Genomic DNA, 26,994 nt, shown 5'->3' with positions numbered 1-26,994 from the left:
CGCACAGCTTCGGCACAAGTTCACCACATGCGGCGCCGAGACGGTCATGTCCATGACGACCATGCTGTCGGCGCCCGTCCGGCCCGTGCCCGCGGCGGCGCCGGAACCCCGCTGGGTCAAGCCTTCCGTGGCGGCGCTCCTGCTCTCCTCCGGTGTCCTCTATCTGTGGAACCTCGCGAAGAACGGCTGGGGCAACGACTTCTACGCGATGGCCGTGCAGGCCGGGACGTGGAGCTGGAAGGCGCTGTTCTTCGGCTCGCTCGATCCGGGCAACGTCGTCACCGTGGACAAACCGCCGTTTTCGTTGTGGGTCATGGGACTCTCCGGACGGATCTTCGGGTTCTCCAGCTGGAGCCTGCTCGTGCCGGACGCGCTGGCGGGCGTCGCCTCGGTCGGCCTGCTCTACCTCGCCGTGCGGCGGATCTCGGGGCCGGGCGCCGGCCTGCTCGCCGGGGCCGGGCTCGCGCTGACCCCCGTCGCCGCGTTGATGTTCCGCTACGACAATCCCGACGCCTTCCTCGTGCTGCTGCTCGTCGCCGCCGCGTATTGCCTGGTGCGCGCGCTGGAGCACGCGAGCACGAAGTGGCTCGTGCTCGCCGGGGCCGCACTCGGGTTCGGCTTCCTCGACAAGATGCTGCAGGCCTTCCTCGTGCTGCCCGCGTTCGTGCTGACGTACGCCGTCGCGGCGCCGGTGTCGCTCGGGCGGCGGATCGGCCAGCTGTGTGCCGCGGCCGCAGCCGTGCTCGTGTCCGCCGGCTGGTGGGTCCTGGCCGTCGCCGTGTGGCCGGTCGCGAACCGGCCCTACATCAGCGGCTCGACCGACAACTCCGTGCTGCAGCTGGCTTTCGGCTACAACGGCCTCAGCCGGATCTTCGGCGGAAGCCACGGCGGCGGCCGGACGTTCACGCCGCCGTCCGGCGCGGGACCGCGGGCCGGCACGGCCGGGCTGACCCGGTTGTTCAGCGGCGAGTTCGGCGGCGAAGCGTCGTGGCTGCTGCCCGCGGCGCTGGTCGGGCTGGCCGCCGGGCTGTGGTTCACCCGGCGCGCGCCCCGCACCGACGCCACGCGCGCGGCGCTGCTGCTCTGGGGTGGCTGGCTGGCCGGCACCGCGCTCGTGCTCAGCTACATGAGCGGCATCATCCACTCGTACTACACGGTCGCGCTGGCGCCCGGAGTCGCGGCCACCGTGGCGATCTCGACGCGGGAACTGTGGCGCGGCCGCGCCAACTTCGCCGCCCGCGTGGTCCTCGCCGTCATGCTCGCGGTGACCGTGGTGTGGAGTTTCCTGCTGCTCGCGCGGGTTCCGCAGTGGCAGCCGTGGATCCGATACACGCTCCTCGCGCTGGGCGCGGCGGTCGTGCTGACGCTGCTCTTCGGGACCGCCCGGCTCCGGCGGCTCGGTCCGGCCGTGGCCGTGCTCGGCCTGTGCGCGGCGATGCTCGGGACGACGTCCTTCACGCTGGCCACGGCGGCGAAGGCGCACACCGGCGGCGGCCCGACGTCCGGGCCGTCCGTCGCGAAGGGACACTCGCCCGGCATCGGCACCGGACAGCCTTCTGCCGCACTGATCGGCCTGCTGCGGACCACGACGACGAAGTGGGCGGCGGCGCAGACCAGCGCGATGCAGGCGGCCGGGCTGGCGCTGGCAAGCGGACGGCCGGTGCTCGCGATCGGCGGCTTCAGCGGCAACGACCCGGCGCCGACGCTCACGCAGTTCCAGGAGTACGTCACCGATGGCGACGTCCGCTACTACGTCGCGGGCGGGCGGGGCGGCTTCGGCGGCCGCCGCGACTCCGGCGAGATCCAGAGCTGGGTCGAGCGGCACTTCGCGCCCGTCGCCGTCGGCGGCACGACCGTCTACGATCTTGCCAAGCCGGTCGGTTGACGCAGTGCACTGGGCCGACCGGCGGACAATTCCGGGATGCAGCCCTGCCGTTTTGTTTCGGATGCGTTAACACTTGCGAATCATTCGGTGCATTCCAGACGGATGCGGTATCGCGCGGATGCGGACACCTGTTCGAATGCGGTGCCGCTGAACGGCAAATTCCGAACGATTGTTCGGGCCCGGATCGTCGCCCTCGGTGATGATCTCGGTACTGCCCGGCGTGGCCGTAACGACAAGGGACGATGTCGCGTGCGATTGCACGCGTGCGGCGCACGTGCAGTCGATCAAGTTGGCCGGGCGGCCGACAGAAAAACGCTTCAAGTTGATCTTGAGGCGCCTTGATGGCGCTGGTTGCACCCCTTGCGGGTCACTCGTTCGGATGTAGTGGACTGCCGTTGTGGGGATCTTGTGCTAGTCGCTAGGCTCACCGCCGGGAGAGGGACAAGGGGTGGCTGATCCAGTGCGGAGAGTGCTGGATCTTCACTGTGTGTAGGTGCTCCCTGTCCGCGTTCTCTCGCCATGACCCGATCAGGTGCGGCCGGAAGAGAGCAGCGATGACCGTGCGCGGTGACGCCGCTTCGCCCGACCCACCTCTTCGCCGTCACGACCCGTAACCCCGAGCGCCGTAATTCCCCCTTTGGTACCGCACTACTCCACTTCCCCCGCATCCTGGAGTTCGTTGTGATTTCCCGTTCCCGCCCCCGCCTGCTGACGGTGCTCCTGACCTTGCTGACCCTCGCCGGGGTCACCGCGCTCTCCGGATGCAGCGACAGCACCGCCTCGGGCGGCGGCAGCAAGATCACCCTCGGGTTCAGCGCGTGGCCGGGCTGGTTCCCCTGGCAGGTGGCGCAGGAACAGGGGCTGTTCGCGAAGAACGGCGTGAACGTCGACCTCAAGTACTTCGACAACTACACCGACAGCATCAACGCCCTTTCCAGCGGCGCCATCGACGCCAACAGCCAGACCCTCAACGACACGCTGTCGTCGGTCTCCGGCGGCGCCAAGCTGTCGATCGTGCTGGTGAACGACAACTCCACCGGCAACGACAAGATCATCGCGCGGGACGGGATCACCAGCGTCGCCGACCTCAAGGGCAAGAAGGTCGCCGTCGAGCAGGGCGCGGTCGACCACTACCTGCTGCTGCTGGCGCTGCAGGCGGCGAAACTGACCGAAAAGGACATCCAGCTGGTCAACCTGCCGACCGACGCTGCGGCCGCCGCGTTCAAGGGCGGCCAGGTCGACGCGGTCGCCGCGTTCGCGCCGTTCACCTCGACCGCGCTGGAGCGCCCCGGCAGCCGCGCGATCTCCACCTCGGCGGAGTTCCCCGGCGCCATCCCGGACCACCTGGTCACGTCGCAGAAGCTGGTCAAGGAGCGCCCGAAGGACGTCCAGGCGCTGGTCAACACCTGGTTCGAGACGCTGACCTGGATCAAGAACAACAAGGACGCGGCCGTGAAGATCATGGCCAAGCGCGGCGGAGTGTCCGAAGCGGACTACAAGTCCTACGACGCGGGCACCACGATCTTCACCCGCCAGCAGAACATCGACGCGTTCACTCCCGGCGTCACCCCGCAGCACCTGGACTTCCAGGCGAACAAGATCGTCGACTTCATCACCGGCACCGGGCTCGCCCAGCAGCGGCCGTCGCTCGACGGGCTGTTCGAGGACCAGTTCGTGAAGGCCGCACCGCAGTGACCGGTCCGACCCAGCGCACCACCCCGGCGGCGGTCCCGGCCGACGAACAGGCGGCCGAGGCACTGGAGGCCGAGCAGCGGCTGGCCGAACAGCAGGAGGCCGGGCGGGCAGGCGGGCGGCCGGACTGGTCGCCGCTGCCCCGCCGGGCCGGGCTGAAGCCGTCCGCGTCGCCGCTGTTCTCCCTGCGGACGCCGATTCCTTCGACGGCCCGCTGGACACTCGGGGTGCTCTCGTTCGCGATCCCGTTCGTCGCGTGGTTCGTGTTGAGTGCCACGGGTGCCGTCGACTCGACGTTCATGCCGTCCCCGGCCGCGGTCCTCAAGGCCGGGATCGACATGGTGGGCACCGGCGAGCTGTTCGGCGACCTCTGGGCCACGACCCTGCGGGTACTCGAAGGCTTCGGCCTCGCCGTGCTGGTTTCGACGCCGCTCGGCATCCTGATGGGCACCTTCGCCGCCGGGCAGGCGCTCTTCGAGCCGGTGATCGGGTTGCTGCGCTACCTGCCTGCCAGCGCGTTCATCCCGCTGCTGATGATCTGGCTCGGCCTCGGGGAGCCGTCCAAGATCGCGCTGCTGTTCATCGGCACGGTGTTCTTCAACACCTTGATGGTCGCCGACGTCGTGCGTGGCGTGCCGCGCTCGCTCATCGACGTGTCGTACACGCTCGGGGCCCGGCGTGGTGAGGTGCTCGGCAAGATCGTGGTGCCCCATTCGCTTCCGGGCATTCTCGACGCGATCCGGGTCAACGCCGCCGCGGCGTGGAACTTCGTCGTGGTCGCCGAGCTGATCAACTCCGATGCCGGGCTCGGTTACCGGATCATCCGTGCGCAGCGGTTCACCCAGACGGACCGGATCTTCGCGGTGCTCGTGGTGATCGGGCTCGCCGGGCTCGCCATCGACGTCCTGCTGCGCCTGCTGCGCACGCGGGTGGGGAAGTGGTCGGCATGACGCTGGAACTGCGGAACGTCGCCAAGGACTACACCGTCCGCGGCAAGGTCACCCGCGCCCTCGACGGCGTCGACCTCGAAGTGCTGCGCGGCGAGTTCGTCTGCGTCGTCGGCGCGAGCGGCTCGGGCAAGTCGACGCTGCTGTCGCTGGTCGCCGGGCTCAGCGCGCCGACCGAGGGCGAGATCGTGCTCGACGGCGTCCCGGTCACCGGTCCCGGGCCGGACCGCGGGCTGGTCTTCCAGCACGGCGCGCTCTACCCGTGGCGCAGCGTCGAGAAGAACGTCGCGTTCGGACTCGAGCTGCTGCCGATCGACGCGGCCGAGCGCGCCCGGCGCGTGGACTGGTACCTCGCCGAAACCGGGCTCGACACCGTGCGCCGGTCGCTGCCGAAACAGCTTTCCGGTGGCCAGAAGCAGCGCGTCGCGATCGCGCGGGCACTGGCGTGCGAGCCGGAAGTCCTGCTGCTGGACGAACCCTTCGGCGCGCTGGACGTCCAGACCAAAGAGGACATGCAGGTGCTCATCCGGCAGGTGTGGGCCGACACCGGCACCACGGTGCTGATGGTCACCCACGACGTCGAAGAAGCGGTGTTCCTCGGCGGCCGCGTGGTGGTGCTCGCCTCCGACCCCGGCCGGATCGCCGCCGACGTCGAGGTGACGCTGCCCGCCGAACGGGACCTGGCGGTGAAGCGCACACCGGAGTTCCTCGCGCTGCGTGCCCGGATCGAGGACCTGGTCCGGGAGCAGCACCGCGGGCACGTCAGCCGGGTGGCCGCGGCCGAGTGAGAACGCCAAGACGGGAAGGTGGCGGGATGAGACACGGCAGGTCGGCCGCCAAACGGGCAGGCGGCGGGGGTTTCCTCGCCCGGCTCGGCATTCGCGGCAAGCTGAACCTGCTGCTGCTGCCCCCGCTGGCCGCGGTGGTGCTGGTGTCGGTGCCGTTCGTGCTCACGCAGGCGAACAGCGCCGGCGCGGCCACGCAGTCGGCGACCGTCGCCCGGCACGCCCAGCAGCTCGGCGGGCTGATGTGGCAGCTGCAGCGCGAGCGGCTGCTGACCGCCGCGTTCGTGGCGACGCCGTCGGCGAGCCCGGACCAGATGCTCCAGCAGCGCAAGGTCGTCGACGCGGCGGTCGAAGACGTCCGCAACGCGCTCGGCTCCGACGCCCCCGACGAGCTTTCCGCGGCACTGACCCGGATCGGCTCGCTCCGCGAGCTGCGGGAGAACGCCGCCCGCCGCGGTGTCGCCCTCGACAGCGTGGCCCGTACCTACAACGCCGTGATCGACGCGGTGATCGACTCGCTCGGCCTGGTCCCGCAGCTCACCAGCGACGCCGAGGGCGCACGGGAGCTGACGGCGCTGGACGCGCTGCTGCGCGCGAACGAGGAGAACTCGCTGCGCGCCATGGCCCTCATCGTGACCGCGGTGTCGCCCGACGCCGGACGGCCCATCCTGGACGACGCGACCCAGCAGGCGCCGATCTTCATCGACCGGTTCGTCCGGCAGGGCGACGACGGTGACGACGACCAGCGGGCCGCGCTGGTCGTCCGGGTCGAGCAGAGCGAGGCCGGGCGGCGCGTCGACGACCTCGCCGCCCAGGTCGGCAGCCCCCGCGACGCGGCGGGCACCACGCAGTACGTCGCCGACGTGCTTTCGGCGGCGGACACCCATGCGGGACAACGGAAACTCGTCCAGGAACGGGCGATCAGCGAGATCGCCGACTCCGCGACCGGGCGTGCCGACAGTGCGACCCGGCTGGCCTGGACGGTCGGCCTCGGCGCGGGCGGGCTGTTCCTGCTCGTCGCCTTCCTCGCCGTCGCGGTGTCCCGCTCGATCGCCGGCCCGCTGCGCCAGCTGACCACCGCGGCGACGTCGGTCGCCGACCTCGCGGGCACCGAGCTCGTCCGCGTGACCGACACCGAGGAAGCCGAGGAACAGATCCCGCGGCTGGCCACCATCGACGTCGTCTCCGACGACGAGCTCGGCAAGCTCGCCGCCGCGTTCAACCGGGTCCAGACCACCGCGGCCGAGCTGGTCGAACGCCAGGCGCTGACCCGGCGCAACACCAGCCTGATGTTCGCGAACGTCGCGAAGCGCACGCAGAACCTCGTCGGCCGCCAGCTCGCGCTGATCGACGAGGTCGAGCGCAACGAGCAGGACACCCGGCTGCTGGCCAGCCTCTACCGGCTCGACCACCTCTCCACCCGCCTGCGCCGCAACGCCGACAACCTGCTCGTGGTGTCCGGCACCCGCGACGAGACCCGCATCGCGGGCCCGATCGAGCTGGCAACGGCCCTGCGCTCGGCACTCGCCGAAATCGAGGACTACCAGCGGGTCAAGCTCGGCGTCGTCGCCGAGATCCTGCTGTCCTCGGCATTGGGCGCCGACCTGGTGCTCGTGTTCGCCGAGCTGCTGGAGAACGCGACGTCGTTCTCGCCGCCGGGGTCGATGGTCGAAGTGGACACGATGCTGCTCGCCGACGGCGCCTGCCTGGTCAGCATCGTCGACCACGGCATCGGCATGACCGCGGAGAAGCTGGCCGAGGAGAACAAGCGGCTCGTCGAACGCGAACGTCTCGAACTCGCGCCGACCAGCGTGCTCGGCCTGTTCGTGGTCGGCCGCCTGGCCCGGCGGCACGACCTCGGCGTCGAACTGCTCGCGACGCCGACGACCGGCGGTGTGACCGCGCGGCTGACCATCCCGCCGTCGCTGTTCACCCACCGCACCGGTCAGGCCCCGAAGAAACCCGAAGCAGCGCCGGTGATCCCGGCGCCCGCCACGGCCCCGCGCCACGCCGCTCCCGCGTCGTCCACTGTGGAAGAAGTCCGGTCCACTGTGGAGGATTTCCGGCCGCCTGCCGCCGAGCGGCCCGTCGAGCTCCCGCCGCCGGCGATCCCGGCGCTGCTGAGCACCGGCAACGGCAACGGCTTCCGCTGGTTCCGCGAGCTGGAACCGGTCTGGCCGGACGCCGAACCCGACGTCGGGCCCGCCGAAGAGCCCGAGGCCGAGGCCGAAACCCGCGGCGGGCTGCGCCGCCGGGTCCGCGGCGCCCAGCTGCCCACCACGGGAACCTCGACGCCCGTCGACGACGGCAAACCACGTCACGACCCCGACGCGACGAAGGCCGCCATGGACGGCTTCGCGAGCGCTTTCGCGAAGGCCGCCGAGGTCAGCGCGATGACGACCGACCCGCCGTCCGCGCCGCCCACCGTCGTCACCGAACCCGTGAGCCCGTCCCTCCCGGTCCGCGTCCCCGCCCTGGACGTGCCGCCGTCGGCCCCGGCCCCGATCACCGCCGCCCCGCAGTCGCGGGACGGCCTGGTCCGCCGCGTCCCCGGCGCCCAGCTCGCCCCCGGCCTGCGCCAGCAGCCCGCCGGGCGGCCGCTCGCCCGCGCCGCCGTCACCCGCGCCAAGCGGGACCCGGCGGCCGAGCGGGCGGCGTTCGACGCGTTCGCCGCAGGCCTCGCCAAGGCGGACGTGGTGACGGCAGACAGCCCGCCGCAAGGCGTGGTCGCCGGTCGTGTGATGGAACGAGGAGAAGAGAGCAGGAAATGAGCATCCCCGCACCTGGCGTCAGTGTCGAAGCCCAGAACTTCAACTGGCTGGTGAGCCGCTTCGCGCAGCACACCGCGGGCGCGATAGCCGCCATCGCGGTCTCGGCCGACGGCCTGCTGATCGCGATGTCGTCGGAGCTCGAACGCTCCAACGCCGACCGCCTCGCCGCGATCTCCTCCGCCATGCTCGGCCTCGCACACGGCGTCTCCGAAAGCCACCCGCTCGGCTCACCCGACAAGGTGATCATCGAGCTCGAGCACGGCTACCTGCTGGTCTGCACCATCAGCATCGGCTGCTCGCTCGGCGTCCTGGCGAACAAGCAGGCCAGCCTCGGCACCATCGCCTACGAGATGGCGATGTTCGCCAACCGCGCCACCGAGGTGCTGACACCGGGCCTGATCGAGGAGCTGAAGAACACCGTCGGCAGTTAGGGGAAGCGATGACCGAGGAACCTTCGCTGCTGCGGCCGTACCTGATGACCTCGGGACGGGCCCAGCCGGTCGACCAGAGCCTCGAGATCGAGGCACAGGTCATGACATCCCGCCTCGGTGCGGCGTCGCACCCGAAGCTCACGTTCGAACGCCAGGAAATCGTTTCCCTCTGCCGCAACACGATGTCGGTCGCCGAGGTGGCCGCCATGCTCGGCCTCCACATCGGCGTCGCCAGGGTACTGGTGGCCGACCTCGCCGAACTGGGCTACGTCGTCGTCCGGCGGCCGGGCAACCACAACAAGCACGACCTCGGCATGATCGAAAGGGTCATTCGTGGACTCGAAGCCATACACTGAACCGGGCGCCCGGCCGCCGGCCCCGGTCAAGATCGTCATCGCGGGCGGCTTCGGCGTCGGCAAGACGACAGCGGTGTCGTCCATCTCCGAGATCAAGCCCCTGACCACCGAGGCGGCCATCACATCGGTGGCGGCCTCGGTCGACCGCACCGGCCACGTCCCGGCCAAGACCACGACCACCGTCGCCCTCGACTTCGGCTGCATCACGATCGACGAAGAAGTCAAGCTGTACCTGTTCGGCACCCCCGGCCAGGACCGCTTCGGCTTCATGTGGCAGGACCTCGTCCACGGCGCACTCGGCGCACTGGTGATCGTCGACACCCGCCGCATGGACGACTGCTACCCGGCAGTCGACTACTTCGAGAACGCGGGCCTCCCCTTCGTGGTGGCGGTCAACATGTTCGACGGAGCACTCGGCCACAACCTCGACGACGTCCGCTGGGCACTCGCGGTGAGCGACGACGTCCCCCTGATCACGTTCGACGCCCGGCAGAAACTCTCGGTACGCGACGCACTGCTGGCAGTCCTGCACAACACGTTCAAGAAGGCCAGAGCCCAGGCGGGCGCAGGCGCTTGAGCACCCTTCGCTACACTGATCCACGGACCCCGCGCGGCGTCCACCCTGTGAACCTCCCCAGGGCCGGAAGGCAGCAAGGATAAGCAGGCTCTGGCGGGTGCGCGGGGTCCCCTTCGTTTCGGCTCCGGCTCTCGGGGCTTCGCCCCTTCGCCGGGCCTTCACTTCGTCCTTTTGCCCGGGGGGCCGAGCCCCCCGGACCCCCACGGTGCCTTCGTCGCGGCCTGGGGGGTCTGCCGTGGCCTCTTCCGTGGCTTGGGGTGTGTGTCAGAACAGGCCCAGGATGTCTTTGGGTGGGGTTGGGGGGTGGGGTGTGTCTGTGTCTGTTAGGGGGTGGGCTTTGGCTGCCAGTTTTTGGAGGTCGGGGCCGTGGATGCATCTTGCCGGGAATGGGGCTGAGGCTGTTCGGGTTGCTATTTTGGCTGTTGGGAGGGGGGTTGGGGAGGCTGCGAATACCAGGTTTCCGAAGCGGCGGCCTCGGAGGACTGCTGGGTCTGCCAGGAGGAGGACGTGGGGGAATGCTTCGTGGAGCGTGGCTAGGAAACGGCGGGCGAAAGGGAGGCCTGCGCCGTCTGTGATGTTGGCCAGGTAGGTGCCTTGGGGGCGGAGGATTTTTGCCGCTGCTCGGGTTGCTTCGAGGGTTGCCAGGGTTGCTGCCAGGGTTGCTCTCTCGAATGCGTCGATCACCAGGAGGTCTGCCGAGTTTTCGTGGCGTGTTGCCAGGCCCGTGCGGCCGTCTGTGATGCGGACGCGGAGGCCTGGGATCTTCAGGCCCAGGTGGGTGCGGACCAGGTCTACCAGCTCTGCGTCCGCGTCGAAGACCAGCTGGCGTGAGCCTGGCCTTGTTGCTGCGATGTACCTGGGTAGCGTGCAGGCTGCTCCGCCGATGTGGAGGGCTTCCAGCGGGCCCTGCGGTAGGTGGTCTATCACGTCGCCGAATCGGCGGATGTAGTCGAACTCCAGGTGGGTTGGGTTGTCGAGGTCGACGTATGACTGCGCTACGCCGTCCACTGACAGTAGCCAGGCGTTGCTGCGGTCGTCGTCTCTGCGCAGCTCGGCCGTTCCGAAGCGCACCGGGTGGCGGCCGGGGAGCGGGCCGGGCTTTCGTGTGCGGCTCACGGTGTCCGAGGCTATCGGAAACGTTCCGGCCACCCTGGCGACAAGCCCGGCCACCTTCGCCCTGACCGCAGGGCGAAGGTTGTCGGTGGTGCCCGGTACCCTCGCGAGGTGGCTCTCGCGCTGTACCGCAAGTACCGTCCGGCGACCTTCGCCGAGGTCATCGGTCAGGAGCATGTGACCGAACCTCTCCGCACGGCGCTGGCCGCCGGGCGGATCAACCACGCCTACCTGTTCTCGGGGCCGCGTGGCTGTGGCAAGACGTCCAGCGCGCGCATCATGGCGCGCTCGCTGAACTGCGCCAAAGGACCGACGCCGGACCCGTGCGGCGAGTGCAACTCGTGCCGCGCGCTCGCCCCCGAGGGGCCGGGCAGCGTCGACGTCACGGAACTCGACGCGGCCAGCCACGGTGGTGTCGACGACGCCCGTGAGCTGCGGGACAAGGCGTTCTACGCGCCTGCGGAGTCGCGCTACCGGGTGTTCATCATCGACGAGGCGCACATGGTCACCACGCAGGGCTTCAACGCCCTGCTGAAGATCGTGGAAGAGCCGCCGGAACACGTCATCTTCATCTTCGCGACCACCGAGCCGGACAAGGTGCTCACCACCATCCGCTCGCGCACGCACCACTACCCCTTCCGGCTGATCCCGCCGAGCTCGATGCGGGAGCTGCTGGAACGCAACGTCGCGGCGGAGGGCGTCCAGGTCGAGCCCGCGGTGTACCCGCTGGTCATCCGCGCGGGCGGCGGGTCGGCGCGCGACACGCAGTCGGTGCTCGACCAGCTGCTGGCCGGCGCCGGGCCGGACGGCGTCTCGTACTCGCGGGCGGTCTCGCTGCTGGGCGTCACCGACGTCGCGCTGATCGACGACATGGTGGACGCGCTGTCGACCGAGGACGCCGCCACGGTGTTCGGCACGGTCGAGAAGCTGACCGAGGCGGGCCACGACCCGCGCCGGTTCGCCACCGACCTGCTCGACCGGCTGCGCGACCTGGTGCTGCTGCGCGCGGTGCCGGAGTCCGCGGGCGGCCTGGTGTCCGCGCCGGAGGAGGAGCTGTCGCGGATGGTCGCGCAGGCCGAGCGGATCGGCCTCGCCACGCTGTCGCGCTACGCCGACATCGTCCACAATGGACTCCTGGAGATGCGCGGCGCCACCTCGCCCCGGCTCGTGCTCGAGCTGCTGTGCGCGCGGATGCTGCTGCCCTCGGTGACCGACGCGGAGAAGGCCCTGCTGGCCCGCATCGAGCGGCTGGAGCGCCGCGCGACGGCCCCTTCCGCCCCGGCTGAAGGCGGCGTGGAACCCCCGGTCCGGGCGACGCCGGAGCGGGAGTTCTCCCGGCCGTCCCAGCGCGCGGCCTCGGCGGGCCCGGCCCCGCTGCCCGAGCCGGTCAAGCCGCCCGGTCGCGTGGCCGAACCGGCACCGGCAAAGCCCGCGGACGACGGCGCCGCGCCCGCCGACGGTGGTTGGGGGACGCCGCGGACGCCGGGTGGCGGCACGCCTGCTCCGGCTGCGGCTCAGTCGGCTGACGGTGGCTGGGGAACGCCACGCACCCCGGGTGGCGGCACGCCCGCTCCGGCTGCCCCACCGGCTCCGGCTGCGGCCGCAGCCCAGCCGTCCGACGGTGGCTGGGGCGCGGTCCGCACCCCGGGCGGCGGCACGCCCGTCCCCGCTGCCACACCGGCTCCGGCCGCAGCCCAGCCGTCCGACGGTGGCTGGGGCGCGGTCCGCACGCCGGGCGGCGGCACCCCCACCCCCGCCGCCACACCGGCCCCCGCGCCGGAAGCCGCTCCTTCGGGCGGCATGGACGCGGCCGCGATCCGCAACGTCTGGCCACAGCTGATGACCGCGCTGCGCAAGTTCACCGGCGGCCGCAGCCTCGAGGCGATGCTGACCCAGGCCGCGGTGGCGAGCGTCGAGGGCAACGCCGTCACGCTCACCCACAAGTCCGAGCCACTGGCCCGCCGCCTCTCCGACCAGGACAACGCCCGCAAGATCGCCGGCGCGCTGTCCGACGTCCTGGGCGGCGACTGGCAGGTCCGCTGCGTCCACGGCAACGCCCCGGCGGCGGCCCCCGCGGCCCGTCCCCCGCAGGCGGCGCCCGCGCCGGAGCGGTCGTTCACGCGCCAGTCGGCGGCCGCCCCCGCCGAGCCCGCGCGACCGGCGGCCCCGCCTGCGCCGTCGCGGCCCAAGGTCACGACGACCGAGCCGGACATCCCGCTGCCCCCGGAACCGGCCGACGAGGACGACGAGGACCTCTACAACGAGGACGCCAGCCCGGCCCCGCCGCCACCTCCGCCCCCGCCGGAGCAGGACCCGGACGAGGTGGCCCGCAAGCTCCTCTCCGAGCACCTCGGCGCCCGCCCCCTGGACTGACGAAGAGCACATCGGGCGCCCGTACGGACCCTCAGGACGCCCAGGGGCCGATGCCGGTGACCCGGTCGGCCGTGATCCGCACGATGACGGCCGTCCGGGAACCCTGGTTGCCCAGCTCGTACCGCTCGGCGCCCAGGTATCGCCGGGCCTGGCGGTCCATCAGCGCGGTGAACTCGCCGGGGATGTCCGGCCCTGTCACCCGGGCCGTGCCCCGGACCAGCAGATACTGCGGCAGCCCCAGCGCGTTGCGCTCGTCGTGGTCCTCGATCAGCACCGTGACGCGTGGGTCGCGCCGGATGTTGCGCACCTTGGGGCGGCTGCCCTCCATGCCCATGACGATCTCGTCGCCCTCCCGGCTGGCCCAGACCAGCGAGGTCTGCGGGGAGCCGTCGGGGTTGATCGTCGTCAGCACGGCGTCGAACGGCCGCTCGAACAGGCGGTGACAGCTTTCGGGAAGTTTCATGCTCCCGAGCCTAGGAATCCGAAAGGTACCGCTCGGTACCTTGGTTTCCATGGGTGACTTCTCCGGCGACGTCTTCCTCGCCGACTGCCCGGCCCGCCTGGCGATCGAGATCATCGCCGACAAGTGGGCCGTCGTCGTGGTGTTCGCGCTCAGCCGCGGCCCGCGCCGGCACGGCGAGCTGGCCGCCCTCATCGGCGGCATCTCCCGCAAGGTCCTCACGCAGACCCTCCGCAAGCTCCAGGGCTACGGGCTCGTCGAGCGGCACGCGTACGCCGAAGCGCCGCCGCGGGTCGAGTACTCGCTGACCGAGCTGGGCCAGACGCTCGTCGAGCCGATCGGCGTCCTCACGCAGTGGGCGACGCGGCACGGCGAAGCCGTCCTCGAAGCTCAAGAAGCGAGGTAGGCCTCGATCGCGGCCGCGATGGCGGCGGCGAACTGCTGCCGCCCGGCCGCGCTCGTCATGCGGGCCGCCTCGGCCGCGTTGCGCATGTTCCCGCACTCGACCAGGGCCGCCGGGCGCGTCGACAGGTTGAGCCCGGCCAGGTCCGACCGCGGCGACAGGCCGTTGCTGCCGATGTAGTTCGCCGCGCTGAAGCCGTTCGTGCGCATGGTGTCCCGCAGCGTCTGCGCCAGCCGCAGCGACGGCGCGCCCTGCGCGGCGTTCAACGGCGGCGCCGAGTACGCGACGTGGAAGCCGGTGGCCCCGGCCGCTTCCGAGCCGTCGGCGTGGATCGAGACGACCGCGTCGGCGTCGGCTTCGTTGCCGATCGCCGCCCGGCGGTCGACGCAGGGGCCGACGCCGGTGTCGTTCTGTCGCGTGTAGACAACGCGGATTCCCTTGGCGGCCAACGCTTCCCCGACGCGCTGGGCGACGTCGAACGTGAAGGCGTGCTCGGGGTAGCCGCCGTCGGTCGAGGTGCCGGTGGTGTTGCACGGCTTGGTCTGCCCGCGCCCGGCGGGCACCGGCCGGTTGATCTCCGCCGGGTGCGCGCCGTTCCCGCCGTTGTGCCCGGGATCGAGCACGACGACCTTCCCGGCAGGCGTCGGCGTGGACGTCGGCGGGGCGGACGTCGGCGTCACCGCGGACGGCGTCGACGGCGGGGAAGACGTCGGGGAAGACGTCGAGGTGGCCGCCCGCGTGGTGCCGGGCGCGGCCGCCGGTGACTCTTCTTCGCAGCCGCTGAGCAGCAGGGCCCCGGCCAGCAGCAGGGGGACAGTCGCGCGTCGCACGGCGACCACGGTGCCACAGCCCGCCACCACGCGGGGCGCGACTACCCTGGTGGGGACACAGGCGTGCAGAGAGGACCGAGTGCGATCATGGCGCAACCAGGCGGCGGCTTCGACCTTTCCCAGCTGATGCAGCAGGCGCAGCAGATGCAGCAGAAGCTGGTGGAGGCCCAGGAGGAGCTCGCCAACACCGAGGTCACCGGCACGGCGGGCGGCGGGCTGGTCACCGCGACCGTCTCCGGGGACAGCCAGCTGAAGAGCCTGCAGATCGACCCGAAGGTCGTCGACCCCGACGACGTGGAGACGCTGTCCGACCTGGTCGTCGCGGCGGTCCGCGACGCGTCGGCGAACGCGCAGAAGCTCACCGAGCAGAAGCTCGGCCCCCTGGCCAGCGGCCTCGGCGGCGGTGGCGGCATGCCGGACCTCGGCAGCCTCGGCTTCGGCGGCTGACGAACTTGTACGAGGGTGTCGTCCAGGACCTGATCGACGAGCTCGGGCGGTTGCCGGGGGTCGGGCCGAAGAGCGCCCAGCGCATCGCGTTCCACCTGCTGGCCACCGACCCGGCCGACATCGCCCGCCTGCAGGAGGTGCTCGGCAAGGTCAAGGAGGGCGTGCAGTTCTGCGAGATTTGCGGCAACGTCTCCGAGCAGCAGACGTGCCGCATCTGCCGCGACGAGCGCCGCGACCTGACGGTCATCTGCGTGGTGGAGGAGCCGAAGGACGTCCTGGCGGTCGAGCGCACCCGCGAGTTCAAGGGCCGCTACCACGTCCTGGGCGGCGCCCTCGACCCGCTGTCGGGCATCGGCCCGGAGCAGCTGCGCATGCGCGAGCTGCTCAAGCGCATCGGCGAGGCGGACATCAAGGAGATCATCATCGCCACGGACCCGAACACCGAAGGCGAGGCGACGGCGACGTACCTGGTCCGCATGCTGAGGGACTTCCCGGGCCTGAGCGTGACGAGGCTGGCATCGGGCCTCCCGATGGGCGGCGACCTGGAGTTCGCGGACGAGCTGACCCTGGGCCGCGCCCTCTCCGGACGCCGGGCGCTCTGAGCGCCACTCCCGGATACCTCTTTCGGGCTAATCTGCGGGGTTGTTTTCCGGTCACTACACTGGCCCGCAGCCGAGGGGGGCAGGGTAGATGGCGATGACCATGTCCCGGCGGCAGCCGGGCGAACGCAGCTTGCCGGCACCGGTGTGGTGGGTGGCGCTGTCCGGGACACTCCTGCTGGTCGTGTTCGCGGGCTACACGGTGTGGGCCGGTGTCTGGTCGGCGACCGGGATCTATCTCGAGGACTTCCGGTCCTATGTGGCCACGGGCCGGGCGGTGCGCACCGGGATGCCCCTCTACGAGCCGGGTGTCTCGCACCTGCCGACGATCGGCGGCACGTTCAAGTACACGCCGTTCGCGGCCGGGGTGTTCGTCCCGTTGACGGTGATCCCGAAGCTGCTGCTGCCGTTGTTCGCCGTGCTGGTGAACCTGTTCTCGCTGCTGGCCGTGGTCTGGGTGTCGCTGGGACAGCTGGGCTACGCACGCGATCACGGCCGGGTGGCGGCGACGGCGGCGCTGACGGCGCTCGCGCTGCCGATGCAGCCGGTGCTGATGAACTTCACCGCCGGCCAGGTGAACCTGCTCCTGCTCCTGCTGGTGCTGGCGGACCTGACCGGCCGCAGGCACTGGTGGACCGGCGCGGGCGTCGGCCTCGCGGCCGCGATCAAGCTGACTCCGGCGATCTTCGTGGTGTACCTGCTGCTGACCCGCCGCTTCCGGGCGGCGGCGGTGGCCGTGGCGACGTTCGGCGCGACGGTGCTGGCGGGCTTCGTGGCCCTCCCGCGTGACTCGGCGGCGTTCTGGTCGGCCAATGTGGCGGACCCGTCGCGCATCACGGGTGACAGCGAAGTGATGTCCCCCGAGAACCAGTCGATCCGCGGCGCCCTCGCCCGCTTGCTGGACGTCCAGGACGTCCCGGGCACGGTCTGGGTCCCGGTGACCGCGGCGGTCGCCGTGGCGGCCCTCTGGATCGCCGTGCGGGCGCACCACCGGAACCGGGAACTCCTGGCGCTGAGCGTGGTGGGCGCGCTGATGGTCCTGGTGACCCCGTGGACGTGGACGCACTACTGGGTGTGGTTCATCCCGTTCTTCGTGATGGCGGCCTGCGCGGCCCACCGCGCCCGCCACTGGTGGCCGGCGGGCGTGCTGGTCCTGGCCTACCTGCTGGTGCTGCCCTGGCAGGTGGGGTCGGGCCGCAAGGACATCCCCCTGGTGGGCTTGGTGCTGCTCCCGGAAAACCATTCACCGGTGGCACAGGCGCTGGCCCACGCGCTGTACGTGGCGCTGGCTCTGGCGCTGTTGCTGGTGTCGGCCCTTCGCCCGGCCTGGCTCGACCCGGGCGAGGACGAGCCCGCACCGGCCGGGCTCACTGGTCGAGGCGGCGCAGGTCGTACCGGTCCATCAGCCTGATCACCTTGTCCGCGTACTCCGGGTCGGTGGCGTACTTCTTCGCCACCGCACGGATGAACGCATCCGGGTCGTCACGAACCGGCAGCGCCGCCGCGTAGTTCGACGAAGTCGTCAACAGGCGCCCGTAGTCGCGGAACGAGTCCCCGATCGACGCGTACGACCGGAAGTACGCGTCCACCGGATGGCACGGCGGCGGCACGCATTCCGTCGTCGGGTACCGCGCGCAGCGCACCGCGATCGGGCCCGGGTTCGTCGGCGTCACGCACTTGAAGCCGAAGTAGTTGCGCTCGTCCGCCGACAGCTTGCTGCGGCCCCAGTTCGACTCCAGGATCGACTGGGCCACCGTCACCGATGCCGGGATGTCGTACGCCGCGTGGATCGCGCGGGCGATCGGGGCCGCCGCGCCGACGTACTCCTGCTGGAAACCCGAATCCAGCGCGGCCTCGCGAACGGATGCCTGGTCGACCGGCGGGGTCACCAGCAACAGAGCGGCAAGTCCGATGTGGATCATGGCGGAAAAGCTGCCCGATCCACCGCGGATCAGCGACCCGCGTCACCCGATGGAGGCCTCAGCAGTAGCCGAGCTGTGCCAGGGTGTCCACGACGATCTCGGACGGGTGGTACTTGTCCATCCAGGACTCGCCACGGCGGTTCTGGTACGTGTCCAGGAAGTTCTGCAGCTTGTCGCCGCGCATTTCGGTCAGGACGACCGTCTCGCCGAGGTGCTGGGGGGTCTCCGTGCGCTCGCGGTGCACCGCGCAGGGGAGGCCGAGGTAGTAGCACTCCGCCGAAAGACCACCCGAATCGGTGACGACGTACTCGGCGCGGGCCACCAGCGGCAGGAACTTCAGGTACCGCATCTTCGGCTGGACGATGAACTGGTCGTCGAAGATGTTCCCGATGCCCAGCGAGCGGATCTTCTCGCGCTCCGGCGCGCCCGCCATGTACAGGATCGGCATCTTGCGGCTCTGCTCGCGCAGGATCTCCAGCGCCTCGCGGTACTTGTCCGGGCGCGACACCAGCTCGAAGCGGTGCAGCGTGGCCAGGCCGAACTTCTCCGGCAGGTTCGGCACGTCCAGCGGCTGGCCGATGGCAAGGCGCATCGCGTCGATCGCCGTGTTCGCCTCGGTGTCGACCACCACGCCGCGGGCGTTGCGGAGGTTGTTCACCTCACGCGCGCTCGGCGCGAAGTGGATGTCGACGATCTTCGCCGCGATCTTGCGGTTCAGCTCCTCCGGCAGCGGCGAGAGGATGCTGCCCGACCGCGCGCCCGCCTCGACGTGCCCGACGCGGGACTTGAGGATCCGCTTCCCGATCAGCGAGCCGTACGGCGTGGTGAACGTGTCGCCGTGCACCAGCACCAGCGGCGGGCGGCCGTCCTCGGTCAGCGCGGCGCGCAGCTCGTGGCGGCGGCTCCACGCGGTGCGCAGCACCTGCGCGGCCCAGCCGGGCACCTGGGCGGGCGACTCGAGGTTGTGGGCCTTGTCCTGCGGCACGAGCCAGACGTCCGGCTCCGGCATCTGCAGGTCGGCGAGAACGTCGGCGACCTCGTCGACGTGCTGGGCGGTGAACCAGATCTTCGGCCGCATCCCGCGCTCGCGGATCCCGTGGTAGACGGGCGCGATCTTGATCAGTTCCGCGGTGGTGCCGAGAATGAAGGAAATCACCGGAGGAGCCCATTTCTGGTCGGGTGCGGTGGCGTAAGGATACTGGCCGACCCGGCGCGGGGGTCGCCGGGTAGCCTCGGCACGGTGAGTGCGAACCCGCTCCTCCCCTCGCTCAGCGTCGTGATCCCGGTCTACAACGAGCAGGACTGGATCGAACGCAGTGTCGGCGCGCTGCTCGCGTCGGCGTCGGCCGCGGACTGGCCGATCGAGGTCGTCGTGGTCGACGACGGCAGCACGGACGCGACCCCGTCGCGGCTCGACGAGCTGCGCGAACGCCACGGCATCACCGTGATCAGCCAGCCGAACGGCGGCCGGTTCGAGGCCCGCCGGGCGGGCATCGCCAAGTCGTCCGGCGAGTGGGTCGCGCTGCTCGACAGCCGCGTCATCCTCGACGAGCACACCCTGACCTTCCTGCGCGACCAGCTCGTGGAGCACCCGGAGCGCGCGGTCTGGAACGGGCACATCAACGTCGCGTCCGAGCACAATCCGTACGCGGGCTTCATGGCCGGGCTGGTCAAGGTGCCGTGGCGCAAGTACTGCGCCAACCCGCGCCTGATGTCGTACGGCATCGAGGAGTTCGACGTCTACCCGAAGGGGACGACGTTCTTCTGCGCCCGCCGCGGCCTCCTCGAAGGCTCCGTGACGGCCTTCGCGTCGCTCTTCGACGACCTCCGCTTCGCCAGCGACGACACCCGCATGCTGCGGTGGATCGCCGAACGCGAGCGGATCTGGCTGGCCCCGGAACTGTCGGCGACCTACAACGGGCGTGACTCGTTCAAGAAGTTCACGCAGCAGGCCTACTTCCGCGGCACGACCTACGTGGACTCCTACATCGCCTCGCCCGGCCCGGCCCGCAACGCCCTGTTCGGCGCGCTCGCGGCCGGCGTGCTCGGCCTGGCCTTCGCCGCGAAGAAGCCGAAGACCACCCTCGCCGCCGGAGTCCTCGGTGCGGTCGCCGCGGGCGAGGTCGTCAAGAAGTGCGGCGCGACCGGCCCGGAGGCCCGCGCGGTCACCAAGCTGCTGCCGGTGTTCGCCGCCGGCTTCGGCGCCGGTGTCCTGCGTGGACTGGCCATGGCCGTGCGCGCCGGGCTGCGCCGTCGATGAGTGCCGACGTGGAGACCCCGGCCGTCGCGGGCAGCGGACGCAGGACGGCGGGCAGCCTCGGCGGCTCGCTGATCGTCTCGATCGGCCTCGGGTACGTGCTGACCGTGGCCTGCCAGCGGCTGCTGCCGCCGCAGGAGTACGCGGTCTTCGTCACGTTCTGGGGCCTGGTGATGGGCCTGGGCAGCGCGCTCTCGCCGCTGGAGCAGGAGCTCTCGCGCCAGTCCGCGGTGGCCGCGCTGACCGGCGGCAAGGCGGGCCGTCCGGCCCTGCGCGCGGTCGCGGTCGGGATGTTCGTCGCGGCCGCCTTCTCGCTCGCGCTGCTGATCCCGCCGGTCAACGAGCGGCTGTTCCACGGCGAGTGGTCGCTGGCGGTCATCGTGCTGGCCGGCGGCGTCGCCTTCGCCTGCCAGTTCGGCACCCGCGGCCTGCTCATCGGGCAGCACAGGGTGAAGTCCTTCTCGCTGCTCGTGGTCGCCGAACCGGCCGTGCGTGCCCTCATCCTGGGCGTCCTGTTCGTCTCGGTCGCCTACAACGTCGTGTCACTGGCGATCGCGGTCGCCGCCGGCTCGTTCGCGTGGCTGCTGTTCGCGCGGCCCGCCCGGCAGCTGCTCGATGTCCACGTCGAAGGCGACGGCTGGGGCGTCACGACCCGCCGGATGAGCATGCTGCTGGTCGGCGCCGCGTTGACGGCGGCCGTCATCACCGGCTACCCGGCGCTGGTCGGCCTGCTGGCCCCCGGTGGTGACGGCGACCGCGTCGGCGCCCTGTTCGCCGCGCTGGTCATCGCCCGGCTGCCGCTGACGCTGATCGGGCCGGTGCAGTCGCTGGCCGTGCCGTTCGTGGTGCGGCTTTCGGTCACCGAAGAGGGCCGCCACCGGCTGCGCCGCGTGCTGGCCCTCGGCGCCGCCGCGTCGCTGGTACTGGCCGCGCTGGGCGCGCTGGTCGGGCTCTGGCTCGGCCCGTGGGCGGTCCGGTTCGTCAGCGGCCCGGAGTACGCCATCGACGGCTGGCCGGTCGCCGGTCTCGTCTGGTCGTCGGTGCTGCTGGTGCCGATGCAGCTGCTCACGGCCGTGCTCGTCGCCCGCACCCAGGCCCGGCTCGTGCTGGTGACCTGGGCGGTGGTCACCGGCACGGCCTCGCTGCTGCTGGTCCTGCTGCCCGGTGACACGGTGTTCCGCGCGGTCGTCGCCCTCGCCGCGGCACCGGCGCTCGGCCTGGCCGTCGTGCTCGCGTTCGTCCTGCGCCGGGCGCCGGAAACCGTGTCCGGGGCAACCTCGGGCACCGGTGAAACGTCTTCATAGCCGCCCAGTAAGGTGCGGTTGCGAACCCGCCGGTAGGGACGGGAAAACGGCGTGAAATGCCGGTAAGGTTTGGACTGCGAATTCGATGAACGTGCTACTCGTTTTGCTCGCGTTCTGGCTGCCGGGTCTGGTGTTCGGTGCCGCGATCCGGCTGCGTGGCTGGACGCTCGCCGCCACCGCGCCCATGCTGACCTTCGGCCTCGTCGCGCTGGGCATCCCGGTGCTTGGCCGGTTCGGCATCCGCTGGACGATGCTCGACGTCGCGTTGTGGACGCTCGTGCTGTCGGCGGCCGGGTTCGCGCTCGCCTTCGCCGTGACGCGCTTCACGCGCCGTCGCCACCCCGACTGGACGGAACCGGAGCGGCCCGCCCGCAGTGTCCGCGACCACGTCCTCATCGGCCTCGGCGTCGCCGCCGGCCTGGGCATCGGCACCGTCACGTTCCTGCGCGGCGTCCGGAACATCGGCAACGTCCAGCAGGGCTGGGACGCCCCCTTCCACGCGAACCTGGTGCGCTGGATCGCCGAGCACGGCGACGCCCGGCCGTCGACCGTCGGCACGATCGCGAACCTGCCGGACGAGACGCACTACTTCTACCCGGACACCTACCACGCGCTGCTCGCCCTGGTCTTCGGCAAGGGCGGCCTGACGATCATGCCGACGCTGAACCTCGCGGCGCTCGCGGTGGTCCTCACGGTGCCGCTCGGCGTCGCCGCGATGTGCCACGCCTGGCGCATGCCGCCGATCGGCGTGGCCGCGGCCGCCACGGTGTCCGCGTGCTTCACGGTGTTCCCGTACGACTCGCTGTGGCGTGGTCCGCTGTGGCCGTTCGTCGCCGGCGTCGCGCTCATCCCGGCGATGCTGGCGGTCGCCCGGCACCTGCTGGAGCCGCGTGGCATCGCCGGGCCGGTCGGCATCGGGGTCGGCGTCGCCGGGCTGTGCGGCCTGCACACGAGTGTCGTGTTCGTCGTCATCGTGTACTTCCTGCTGATCCTCGCCGCGGTGCTGTTCCGCTTCGAGCCGATCACCTGGCGCCGCTCGCTGCCGTCGCTCGCCGCGACCGTCGTGCTGGCCGCGGCGTTCGGCCTCCCGGTGGTGCTCCCGTCGCTGTACAACGCCGGCGGGGTGACGAGCGCGTACTGGGCGTCCGAGGCCACGGTGTCCGGCGCGGTCGGCGAGACGATCACGTTCTCGCCGATGGCCGCGTTCCCGCAGTGGTGGATCGGCATCCCGGCGATCATCGGCATCTTCCTGCTGGTGAAGCACCGCCGGATGCTGTGGATGGTCGGCGCGTACGTCGTGCTGGGCGGGCTGTTCGCCGCGACGGTGTCGCTCGAAACCAACCTCGTGCACACCCTGAGCAGCCCGTTCTACAACGACCACTGGCGCATCGCGGCCCTGGTGCCGCTGGCCGGCTGTGTCGCGTTCGGCGAGTTCGCGCACACCGCCTCCGGATGGTTCGCCGAGAAGGTCGCCCCGCGGTTGCCGAACCTCAAGCCCGCCACGCTCACCCTGGTCGGCGTGGTGGTCGTCGCGCTGGTCGTCGGCGGCCTCAGCCGGGGCGGCTACATCGGCCGCAACGCGGCCCGCCTGCAGCTCAACTACAGCGGCGGCCCCACGGTCAGCAAGGACGAGGAAGCCGCCTTCACCTGGCTCGCCCAGCACACCGCGCCGGGCGAGCGCGTGCTGAACGACAAGGCCGACGGCTCGGTGTGGATGTACGCGCTCGCCGGGGTCATGCCGACGCAGTGGAACTTCTACGGCGCCGAGTTCGACACCGACGCGGGCTACCTGAGCGTGTTCGCCAACGACGTCGAAAAGTACCCGAAGGTGCGCAAGCTGCTCACCGACCTGAAGGTCCGGTACGCGTTCGTCGGGTCGGGCAAGGTGACCGCGACGACGCAGAACGACGTCGGTCTCCAGCACCTGGACACCAGCCCCGGGTTCAAGCTGGTCTTCCGCAACGCCGGCGCCAAGATCTACGAGATCGAGGGCCAGCAGGGCGTCGTGGCCGCCGGTGCCGCGCCCGGGTCCGCAGCCGGTAACGGGCAGTGAAAGGCTAAAGTGATCGCGTGTCCATGACCTCCGTGACCAGCCGCCGCGTGCTCATCGTGATGCCCGCGCTCAACGAGTCGGCGAGCGTCGCATCGGTCATCGAGCAGGTCAAGCGGGCGCGGCCCGAGGCCGATCTGCTGGTCGTCGACGACGGCTCGGTGGACGACACCGCCGCGCTGGCCCGCGCGGCCGGGGCCGAGGTGGCCCGCCTCGCGGTGAACCTCGGGGTCGGCGGCGCGATGCGCACCGGCTTCCGGTACGCCGCGGCCCGTGGCTACGACGTCGTCGTGCAGGTGGACGCGGACGGCCAGCACGACCCGGAGGAGCTGGACGCGCTGCTGCGCGGCCTCGACGACGCGGACATCGTGATCGGCTCCCGGTTCGCCGGCAAGGGCTCCTACAAGGCCAGCGGGCCGCGCAAGTACGCCATGGTGGCCCTGTCGATCGTGTTCTCCCGGCTGGCGAAGACGAGGCTGACCGACGTCACGTCTGGCTTCAAGGCCATGGGACCGCGGGCGATCAAGCTGTTCGCCGGCTACTACCCGGCGGAGTACCTCGGCGACACCGTGGAGTCGCTGGTCATGGCCATCCGGGCCAAGCTGACCATCAAGGAGATCCCGGTCATCATGCGCGAGCGCGCGGGCGGGACGCCCAGTCACTCGCCCGTCAAGTCGGCCGTCTACCTGGGCCGGGCCGGTCTGGCGCTGCTGCTCGCGCTGGTCCGCCGCCGCCCCGCGGTCGACTCGTCCGACTCGGCATAAGGAGCTTGGGAAGATGGCCGGTTGGCGCATCCTCAGCATCGTCATCGCTTGCCTGGTGCTGTTCGTCGTCATCGAGATGATGCGGCGGCGCAAGCTTCGCGAGAAGTACGCGGGCGTGTGGCTGATCGTCGCCGTCGGCGTCGTGGTGCTGGCCGTGATCCCCTCGGCAGCGCAGTTCCTGGCCCGGCTGACCGGGGTGGAAACCCCGTCGAACTTCGTCTTCCTCCTGGCAGGCGTGGTGCTGGCGCTGGTGTCGCTGCACCTGTCCACCGAAGTCGGGCACCTCGAGGAAGAGGTACGCACGTCCGTCGAGGAAATCGCGTTGCTGCGCTGCGAACTCGAAGACACCCGGCGGGCGCTGGAAGGCCGGATTTCCGAGCTGGAAGCCAAGACCGCCGCGCCCGATGATGTCAAAGGGCTTCCGGAGGTTGAGCGCGTCAGCAAGTGACGCCGTGATCGAGGCCCTGCTGGCCGCTCCGGCGCGGCTGGGCGGGGTTCGGGTGCTGGCCGTCGACGGGCCGTCGGGGGCCGGGAAATCCACCTTTGCCGCCCGGGTCGTTGCCGGGCTTCGGTCCCGGGGGTGCCGGACCGAACTGGTCAGCACCGATGCCTTCGCCACCTGGGACGACCCCGTCTCGTGGTGGCCGCGGCTCGTCGATGGTGTCCTGCGGCCACTGTCAGACGGCGTTCCCGGGGCCTACCGGGCCATGGACTGGACCACTGGGGTGCCCCGGCCGGGTGAACTCGTCGTGGTGAACGTGGCGGATGTGCTGGTGCTGGAGGGGGTTTCCAGCGGACGCACTTCGGTAAGACCTCTGCTTTCCCATCTCTGCTGGCTCTCCGGCGGCTCCGAAGCCGAACGGCTGGCCCGGGCCGTCGCGCGGGACGGCGAGGCCGCACGGGCGGAACTGGGCCGCTGGCAACGGTTCGAGCGGGGCTGGTTCGCCGTCGACGGTACCCCCGGAGCCGCGGACACCCGACTTTCGTAGGGAACGGACCGCCTACTCTGCGTAGAACGAACGCCCGGATCGATCCAGTGTTTCACCACGACCGGGCTAACGCCGGTACCGCCAAGTGAGTTAGTGATCCAGCACAGTGGGCAGTCGCAGTGCCCAAACGGTCACATTCTGTCGTGATTTACGGACACATTGCGGTCAAATCGACGTCCACGTAGCGCGATCGTAACCTCACGTGCTTAAGTGCGAGCCTTGTTCCCGCTAGTGTCGGCGAACACACGATCGTCCGCGAGTTCCTGACCGACCGGACGGTGACTTTGAAGCCGAAACATCTCCCAAGGGGTGCCAGATGCAGCAATTGCGGCTGACCCGAACACGCCGCGTGGCCCTGATCGGGCTCGCCGGCGCGCTCGCGGTTTCGCTGTCCGCCTGTGCGGAATCCAAGCGTGAAGAGGGCGCCGGGGGTGGTTCCGGGGGCACGATGATCTTCGGTGCGGCCGGTAACCCGAAGCTGTTCGACCCCGCGTTCAACGACGAGGGCGAGACCTTCCGGATCACGCGGCAGATCTTCGACACGCTGATCCAGAACAAGCCGGGCACCGCCGACCTCGAGCCCTCCCTCGCGGAGAAGTGGGAGCCGAGCAACGACGGCAAGACCTGGACGTTCACCCTGAAGTCCGGCGTCAAGTTCTCCGACGGCACCCCGATGGACGCCACGGCGGTCTGCTTCAACTTCGACCGCTGGTACAACATGAAGGGCGCCGCCGCCCAGAGCCAGATGATCTACTACGGCGACGTCTTCGAGGGCTTCGCCAAGAACGAGGGCGACGCGGGCGGCCAGCCGGTCTACAAGAGCTGCGAGGCCAAGGACCCGACGACCGCGGTCCTCAACCTGAACAAGGCCAAGGGCGCCTTCCCGGCCGCGTTCACGCTGCCGTCCTTCGCGATCCAGAGCCCGGCCGCGATCAAGCAGTACAACGGCGACACTGTCACCCAGAGCGGCGACTCGTTCACCTACAGCGAGTACGCGAACAAGCACCCGGTCGGCACCGGCCCGTTCAAGTTCGAGAGCTGGGACCAGGCCAAGGGTGAGATCACCCTGGTGCGCAACGACAGCAGCCCGACGCCGGCGAAGCTCGACAAGCTGATCTTCAAGGTCATCCCGGACGAGAACGCCCGCAAGCAGGCGCTGAAGGCCGGCGACATCCACGGCTACGACTACCCGAACCCGGCGGACTACGGCCTGCTGCGCAACGACGGCGAGCAGGTGCTCATCCGCCCGTCGTTCAACGTGCTGTACCTGGGCATCAACCAGTCCGGCAACCCGAAGCTGAAGGACGTCCGCGTCCGCCAGGCGCTGGCCTACGGCATCAACCGCGAGCAGTTCGTGAAGAGCAAGCTGGCCGAGGGTTCCGAGGTCGCGACCGAGTTCGTCCCGAAGGTCATCTCGGGCTACACCGACGACGTCACGAAGTACCCGTACGACGTGGACAAGGCCAAGCAGCTCCTGCAGGAAGCCGGCGCGCAGAACCTGACGCTGAAGTTCTACTATCCGACCGAGGTCAGCCGTCCGTACATGCCGAACCCGGCGGACACCTTCACGGCGATCTCCGAGGACCTGAAGAAGATCGGCATCACGATCGAGGCGCACGCCGAGCCGTGGAACGGTGGCTACAAGGACGACGTCCAGAAGTTCGGCAAGCAGGACCTGCACCTGCTCGGCTGGACCGGTGACTACAACGACGCCGGCAACTTCGTCGGCACGTTCTTCGGCCGCGAGAAGAAGGAGTTCGGGTTCAACAACCCCGAGCTGTTCCAGGCGCTGGCCGCCGCGGACGCGTCGCCCGCCGGTGACGCGCACGCCAAGGCCTACCAGGAAGTGAACAAGAAGATCATGGACTTCCTCCCGGCGGTCCCAATCGCGTACCCGACGCCGGCCATCGTGGTCGGCCCGAAGGTCAAGGGTCTGGTGGCGAGCCCGCTCACCGACGAGCGCTTCAACACCGTGACCGTGAGCTGATTGCAGCTATCAGCCGAGCAGGGGGTGGGTGCTACCGCACTCACCCCCTGCG

The 26,994-nt window shown here is 70.5% G+C and carries 25 protein-coding genes and 1 other RNA gene; 21 read left to right on the top strand and 5 right to left on the bottom strand.

Features of this window, described 5'->3' with window-relative positions:
* The first annotated feature begins 52 nt into the window (after positions 1-52).
* The 9 genes from ABJI51_RS08675 to ffs all read left to right on the top strand — a co-directional run bounded on the left by ABJI51_RS08675 (position 53) and on the right by ffs (position 9,560).
* Entirely contained in the window at positions 53-1,885 is a 1,833-nt protein-coding gene (locus ABJI51_RS08675) for a glycosyltransferase family 39 protein (protein WP_348948994.1), read from the top strand.
* A 681-nt stretch (positions 1,886-2,566) separates the two neighbouring features.
* The gene (locus ABJI51_RS08670) at positions 2,567-3,580 is read left to right on the top strand and encodes an ABC transporter substrate-binding protein (RefSeq protein ID WP_348948992.1); all 1,014 of its coding nucleotides are present in this window, start codon (positions 2,567-2,569) and stop codon (positions 3,578-3,580) included.
* The gene (locus ABJI51_RS08665) at positions 3,577-4,527 is read left to right on the top strand and encodes an ABC transporter permease (protein WP_348948990.1); all 951 of its coding nucleotides are present in this window, start codon (positions 3,577-3,579) and stop codon (positions 4,525-4,527) included. The genes ABJI51_RS08670 and ABJI51_RS08665 overlap by 4 nt, the downstream gene beginning before the upstream one ends.
* Positions 4,524-5,312 (top strand): ABC transporter ATP-binding protein, encoded by a 789-nt coding sequence (locus ABJI51_RS08660; protein WP_348948989.1) that lies wholly within the window; start codon positions 4,524-4,526, stop codon positions 5,310-5,312. Before ABJI51_RS08665 ends, ABJI51_RS08660 begins: the two co-directional genes overlap by 4 nt.
* Before the next feature lie 26 nt (positions 5,313-5,338).
* The gene (locus ABJI51_RS08655; RefSeq protein WP_348948988.1) at positions 5,339-8,080 is read left to right on the top strand and encodes a sensor histidine kinase; all 2,742 of its coding nucleotides are present in this window, start codon (positions 5,339-5,341) and stop codon (positions 8,078-8,080) included.
* Positions 8,077-8,511, top strand: coding sequence for a roadblock/LC7 domain-containing protein (locus ABJI51_RS08650; RefSeq protein ID WP_043776017.1), 435 nt, complete (start codon positions 8,077-8,079; stop codon positions 8,509-8,511). Before ABJI51_RS08655 ends, ABJI51_RS08650 begins: the two co-directional genes overlap by 4 nt.
* An 8-nt stretch (positions 8,512-8,519) precedes the next feature.
* On the top strand, positions 8,520-8,867 hold the full coding sequence (locus ABJI51_RS08645; RefSeq protein ID WP_348948987.1) for a DUF742 domain-containing protein: 348 nt from the start codon (positions 8,520-8,522) through the stop codon (positions 8,865-8,867).
* Positions 8,845-9,444, top strand: a complete 600-nt coding sequence (locus ABJI51_RS08640; RefSeq protein WP_348948985.1) for a GTP-binding protein — start codon at positions 8,845-8,847, stop codon at positions 9,442-9,444. Before ABJI51_RS08645 ends, ABJI51_RS08640 begins: the two co-directional genes overlap by 23 nt.
* A gap of 21 nt (positions 9,445-9,465) precedes the next feature.
* Positions 9,466-9,560, top strand: an RNA gene (gene ffs, locus ABJI51_RS08635) — signal recognition particle sRNA small type.
* Positions 9,561-9,708: 148 nt separating this feature from the next.
* On the opposite strand, the gene ABJI51_RS08630 is transcribed toward ffs, so the two are convergent.
* A complete protein-coding gene (locus ABJI51_RS08630) occupies positions 9,709-10,734 on the bottom strand; it encodes a spermidine synthase (protein WP_489617902.1) in 1,026 nt (341 codons plus the stop codon).
* Between ABJI51_RS08630 and ABJI51_RS08625 the strand changes: the two genes are divergently transcribed.
* Positions 10,669-12,930 (top strand): DNA polymerase III subunit gamma and tau, encoded by a 2,262-nt coding sequence (locus ABJI51_RS08625; RefSeq protein WP_348948984.1) that lies wholly within the window; start codon positions 10,669-10,671, stop codon positions 12,928-12,930. The genes ABJI51_RS08630 and ABJI51_RS08625 overlap by 66 nt on opposite strands.
* A gap of 31 nt (positions 12,931-12,961) precedes the next feature.
* Here ABJI51_RS08625 and ABJI51_RS08620 read toward each other — a convergent pair whose 3' ends face one another.
* On the bottom strand, positions 12,962-13,393 hold the full coding sequence (locus tag ABJI51_RS08620; RefSeq protein ID WP_348948982.1) for a PPOX class F420-dependent oxidoreductase: 432 nt from the start codon (positions 13,391-13,393) through the stop codon (positions 12,962-12,964).
* A gap of 49 nt (positions 13,394-13,442) precedes the next feature.
* Here ABJI51_RS08620 and ABJI51_RS08615 point away from each other — a divergent pair, with 49 nt between their 5' ends.
* Positions 13,443-13,796 carry a winged helix-turn-helix transcriptional regulator gene (locus ABJI51_RS08615; RefSeq protein WP_348948980.1) on the top strand — a complete coding sequence of 118 codons (354 nt, stop codon included), beginning with the start codon at positions 13,443-13,445 and terminating at the stop codon, positions 13,794-13,796.
* On the opposite strand, the gene ABJI51_RS08610 is transcribed toward ABJI51_RS08615, so the two are convergent.
* Positions 13,781-14,632 carry an N-acetylmuramoyl-L-alanine amidase gene (locus tag ABJI51_RS08610; protein WP_348948978.1) on the bottom strand — a complete coding sequence of 284 codons (852 nt, stop codon included), beginning with the start codon at positions 14,630-14,632 and terminating at the stop codon, positions 13,781-13,783. The genes ABJI51_RS08615 and ABJI51_RS08610 overlap by 16 nt on opposite strands.
* Before the next feature lie 78 nt (positions 14,633-14,710).
* Here ABJI51_RS08610 and ABJI51_RS08605 point away from each other — a divergent pair, with 78 nt between their 5' ends.
* The 3 genes from ABJI51_RS08605 (at position 14,711) to ABJI51_RS08595 (ending at position 17,080) form a co-directional block, all read left to right on the top strand.
* A complete protein-coding gene (locus ABJI51_RS08605) occupies positions 14,711-15,070 on the top strand; it encodes a YbaB/EbfC family nucleoid-associated protein (RefSeq protein ID WP_348948977.1) in 360 nt (119 codons plus the stop codon).
* A 5-nt stretch (positions 15,071-15,075) separates the two neighbouring features.
* A complete protein-coding gene (gene recR / locus ABJI51_RS08600; protein WP_348948975.1) occupies positions 15,076-15,672 on the top strand; it encodes a recombination mediator RecR in 597 nt (198 codons plus the stop codon).
* Positions 15,673-15,760: 88 nt separating this feature from the next.
* Positions 15,761-17,080 carry a glycosyltransferase 87 family protein gene (locus ABJI51_RS08595; protein WP_348948974.1) on the top strand — a complete coding sequence of 440 codons (1,320 nt, stop codon included), beginning with the start codon at positions 15,761-15,763 and terminating at the stop codon, positions 17,078-17,080.
* Here ABJI51_RS08595 and ABJI51_RS08590 read toward each other — a convergent pair.
* Together ABJI51_RS08590 and ABJI51_RS08585 are read right to left on the bottom strand one after the other, a co-directional pair.
* Positions 17,037-17,591, bottom strand: a complete 555-nt coding sequence (locus ABJI51_RS08590; RefSeq protein ID WP_348948972.1) for a glucosaminidase domain-containing protein — start codon at positions 17,589-17,591, stop codon at positions 17,037-17,039. The two genes, ABJI51_RS08595 and ABJI51_RS08590, sit on opposite strands and share 44 nt — an antisense overlap.
* A gap of 58 nt (positions 17,592-17,649) precedes the next feature.
* The gene (locus tag ABJI51_RS08585) at positions 17,650-18,747 is read right to left on the bottom strand and encodes a UDP-N-acetylglucosamine 2-epimerase (RefSeq protein WP_348948971.1); all 1,098 of its coding nucleotides are present in this window, start codon (positions 18,745-18,747) and stop codon (positions 17,650-17,652) included.
* A gap of 84 nt (positions 18,748-18,831) precedes the next feature.
* On the opposite strand from ABJI51_RS08585, the gene ABJI51_RS08580 reads away from it, so the two are divergent.
* The 7 genes from ABJI51_RS08580 (at position 18,832) to ABJI51_RS08550 (ending at position 26,942) form a co-directional block, all read left to right on the top strand.
* Positions 18,832-19,851 (top strand): glycosyltransferase family 2 protein, encoded by a 1,020-nt coding sequence (locus ABJI51_RS08580; RefSeq protein WP_348948969.1) that lies wholly within the window; start codon positions 18,832-18,834, stop codon positions 19,849-19,851.
* Positions 19,848-21,152, top strand: coding sequence for a lipopolysaccharide biosynthesis protein (locus ABJI51_RS08575; protein ID WP_348948967.1), 1,305 nt, complete (start codon positions 19,848-19,850; stop codon positions 21,150-21,152). The genes ABJI51_RS08580 and ABJI51_RS08575 overlap by 4 nt, the downstream gene beginning before the upstream one ends.
* An 85-nt stretch (positions 21,153-21,237) precedes the next feature.
* Positions 21,238-23,205, top strand: a complete 1,968-nt coding sequence (locus ABJI51_RS08570; RefSeq protein WP_348948965.1) for a DUF6541 family protein — start codon at positions 21,238-21,240, stop codon at positions 23,203-23,205.
* Positions 23,206-23,228: 23 nt separating this feature from the next.
* Positions 23,229-23,966: a glycosyltransferase family 2 protein gene (locus ABJI51_RS08565; RefSeq protein ID WP_348949784.1), complete on the top strand. Its 738-nt coding sequence runs from the start codon at positions 23,229-23,231 to the stop codon at positions 23,964-23,966.
* Between the two features lie 13 nt (positions 23,967-23,979).
* Positions 23,980-24,414, top strand: coding sequence for a DUF2304 domain-containing protein (locus tag ABJI51_RS08560; RefSeq protein WP_348948963.1), 435 nt, complete (start codon positions 23,980-23,982; stop codon positions 24,412-24,414).
* 52 nt (positions 24,415-24,466) lie between these two features.
* Complete coding sequence (locus ABJI51_RS08555) at positions 24,467-24,955, top strand: uridine kinase family protein (RefSeq protein ID WP_431605593.1); 489 nt, start codon at positions 24,467-24,469, stop codon at positions 24,953-24,955.
* A 316-nt stretch (positions 24,956-25,271) separates the two neighbouring features.
* On the top strand, positions 25,272-26,942 hold the full coding sequence (locus ABJI51_RS08550) for an ABC transporter substrate-binding protein (protein WP_348948961.1): 1,671 nt from the start codon (positions 25,272-25,274) through the stop codon (positions 26,940-26,942).
* The last annotated feature ends 52 nt before the right edge of the window (positions 26,943-26,994 follow it).

The organism is Amycolatopsis melonis, from assembly GCF_040064235.1.
In the GTDB taxonomy this organism is placed as follows: domain Bacteria; phylum Actinomycetota; class Actinomycetes; order Mycobacteriales; family Pseudonocardiaceae; genus Amycolatopsis; species Amycolatopsis melonis.
Note: the sequence above shows the minus strand (reverse complement) of the source record. Positions and strands in the feature narration are given on the sequence as shown.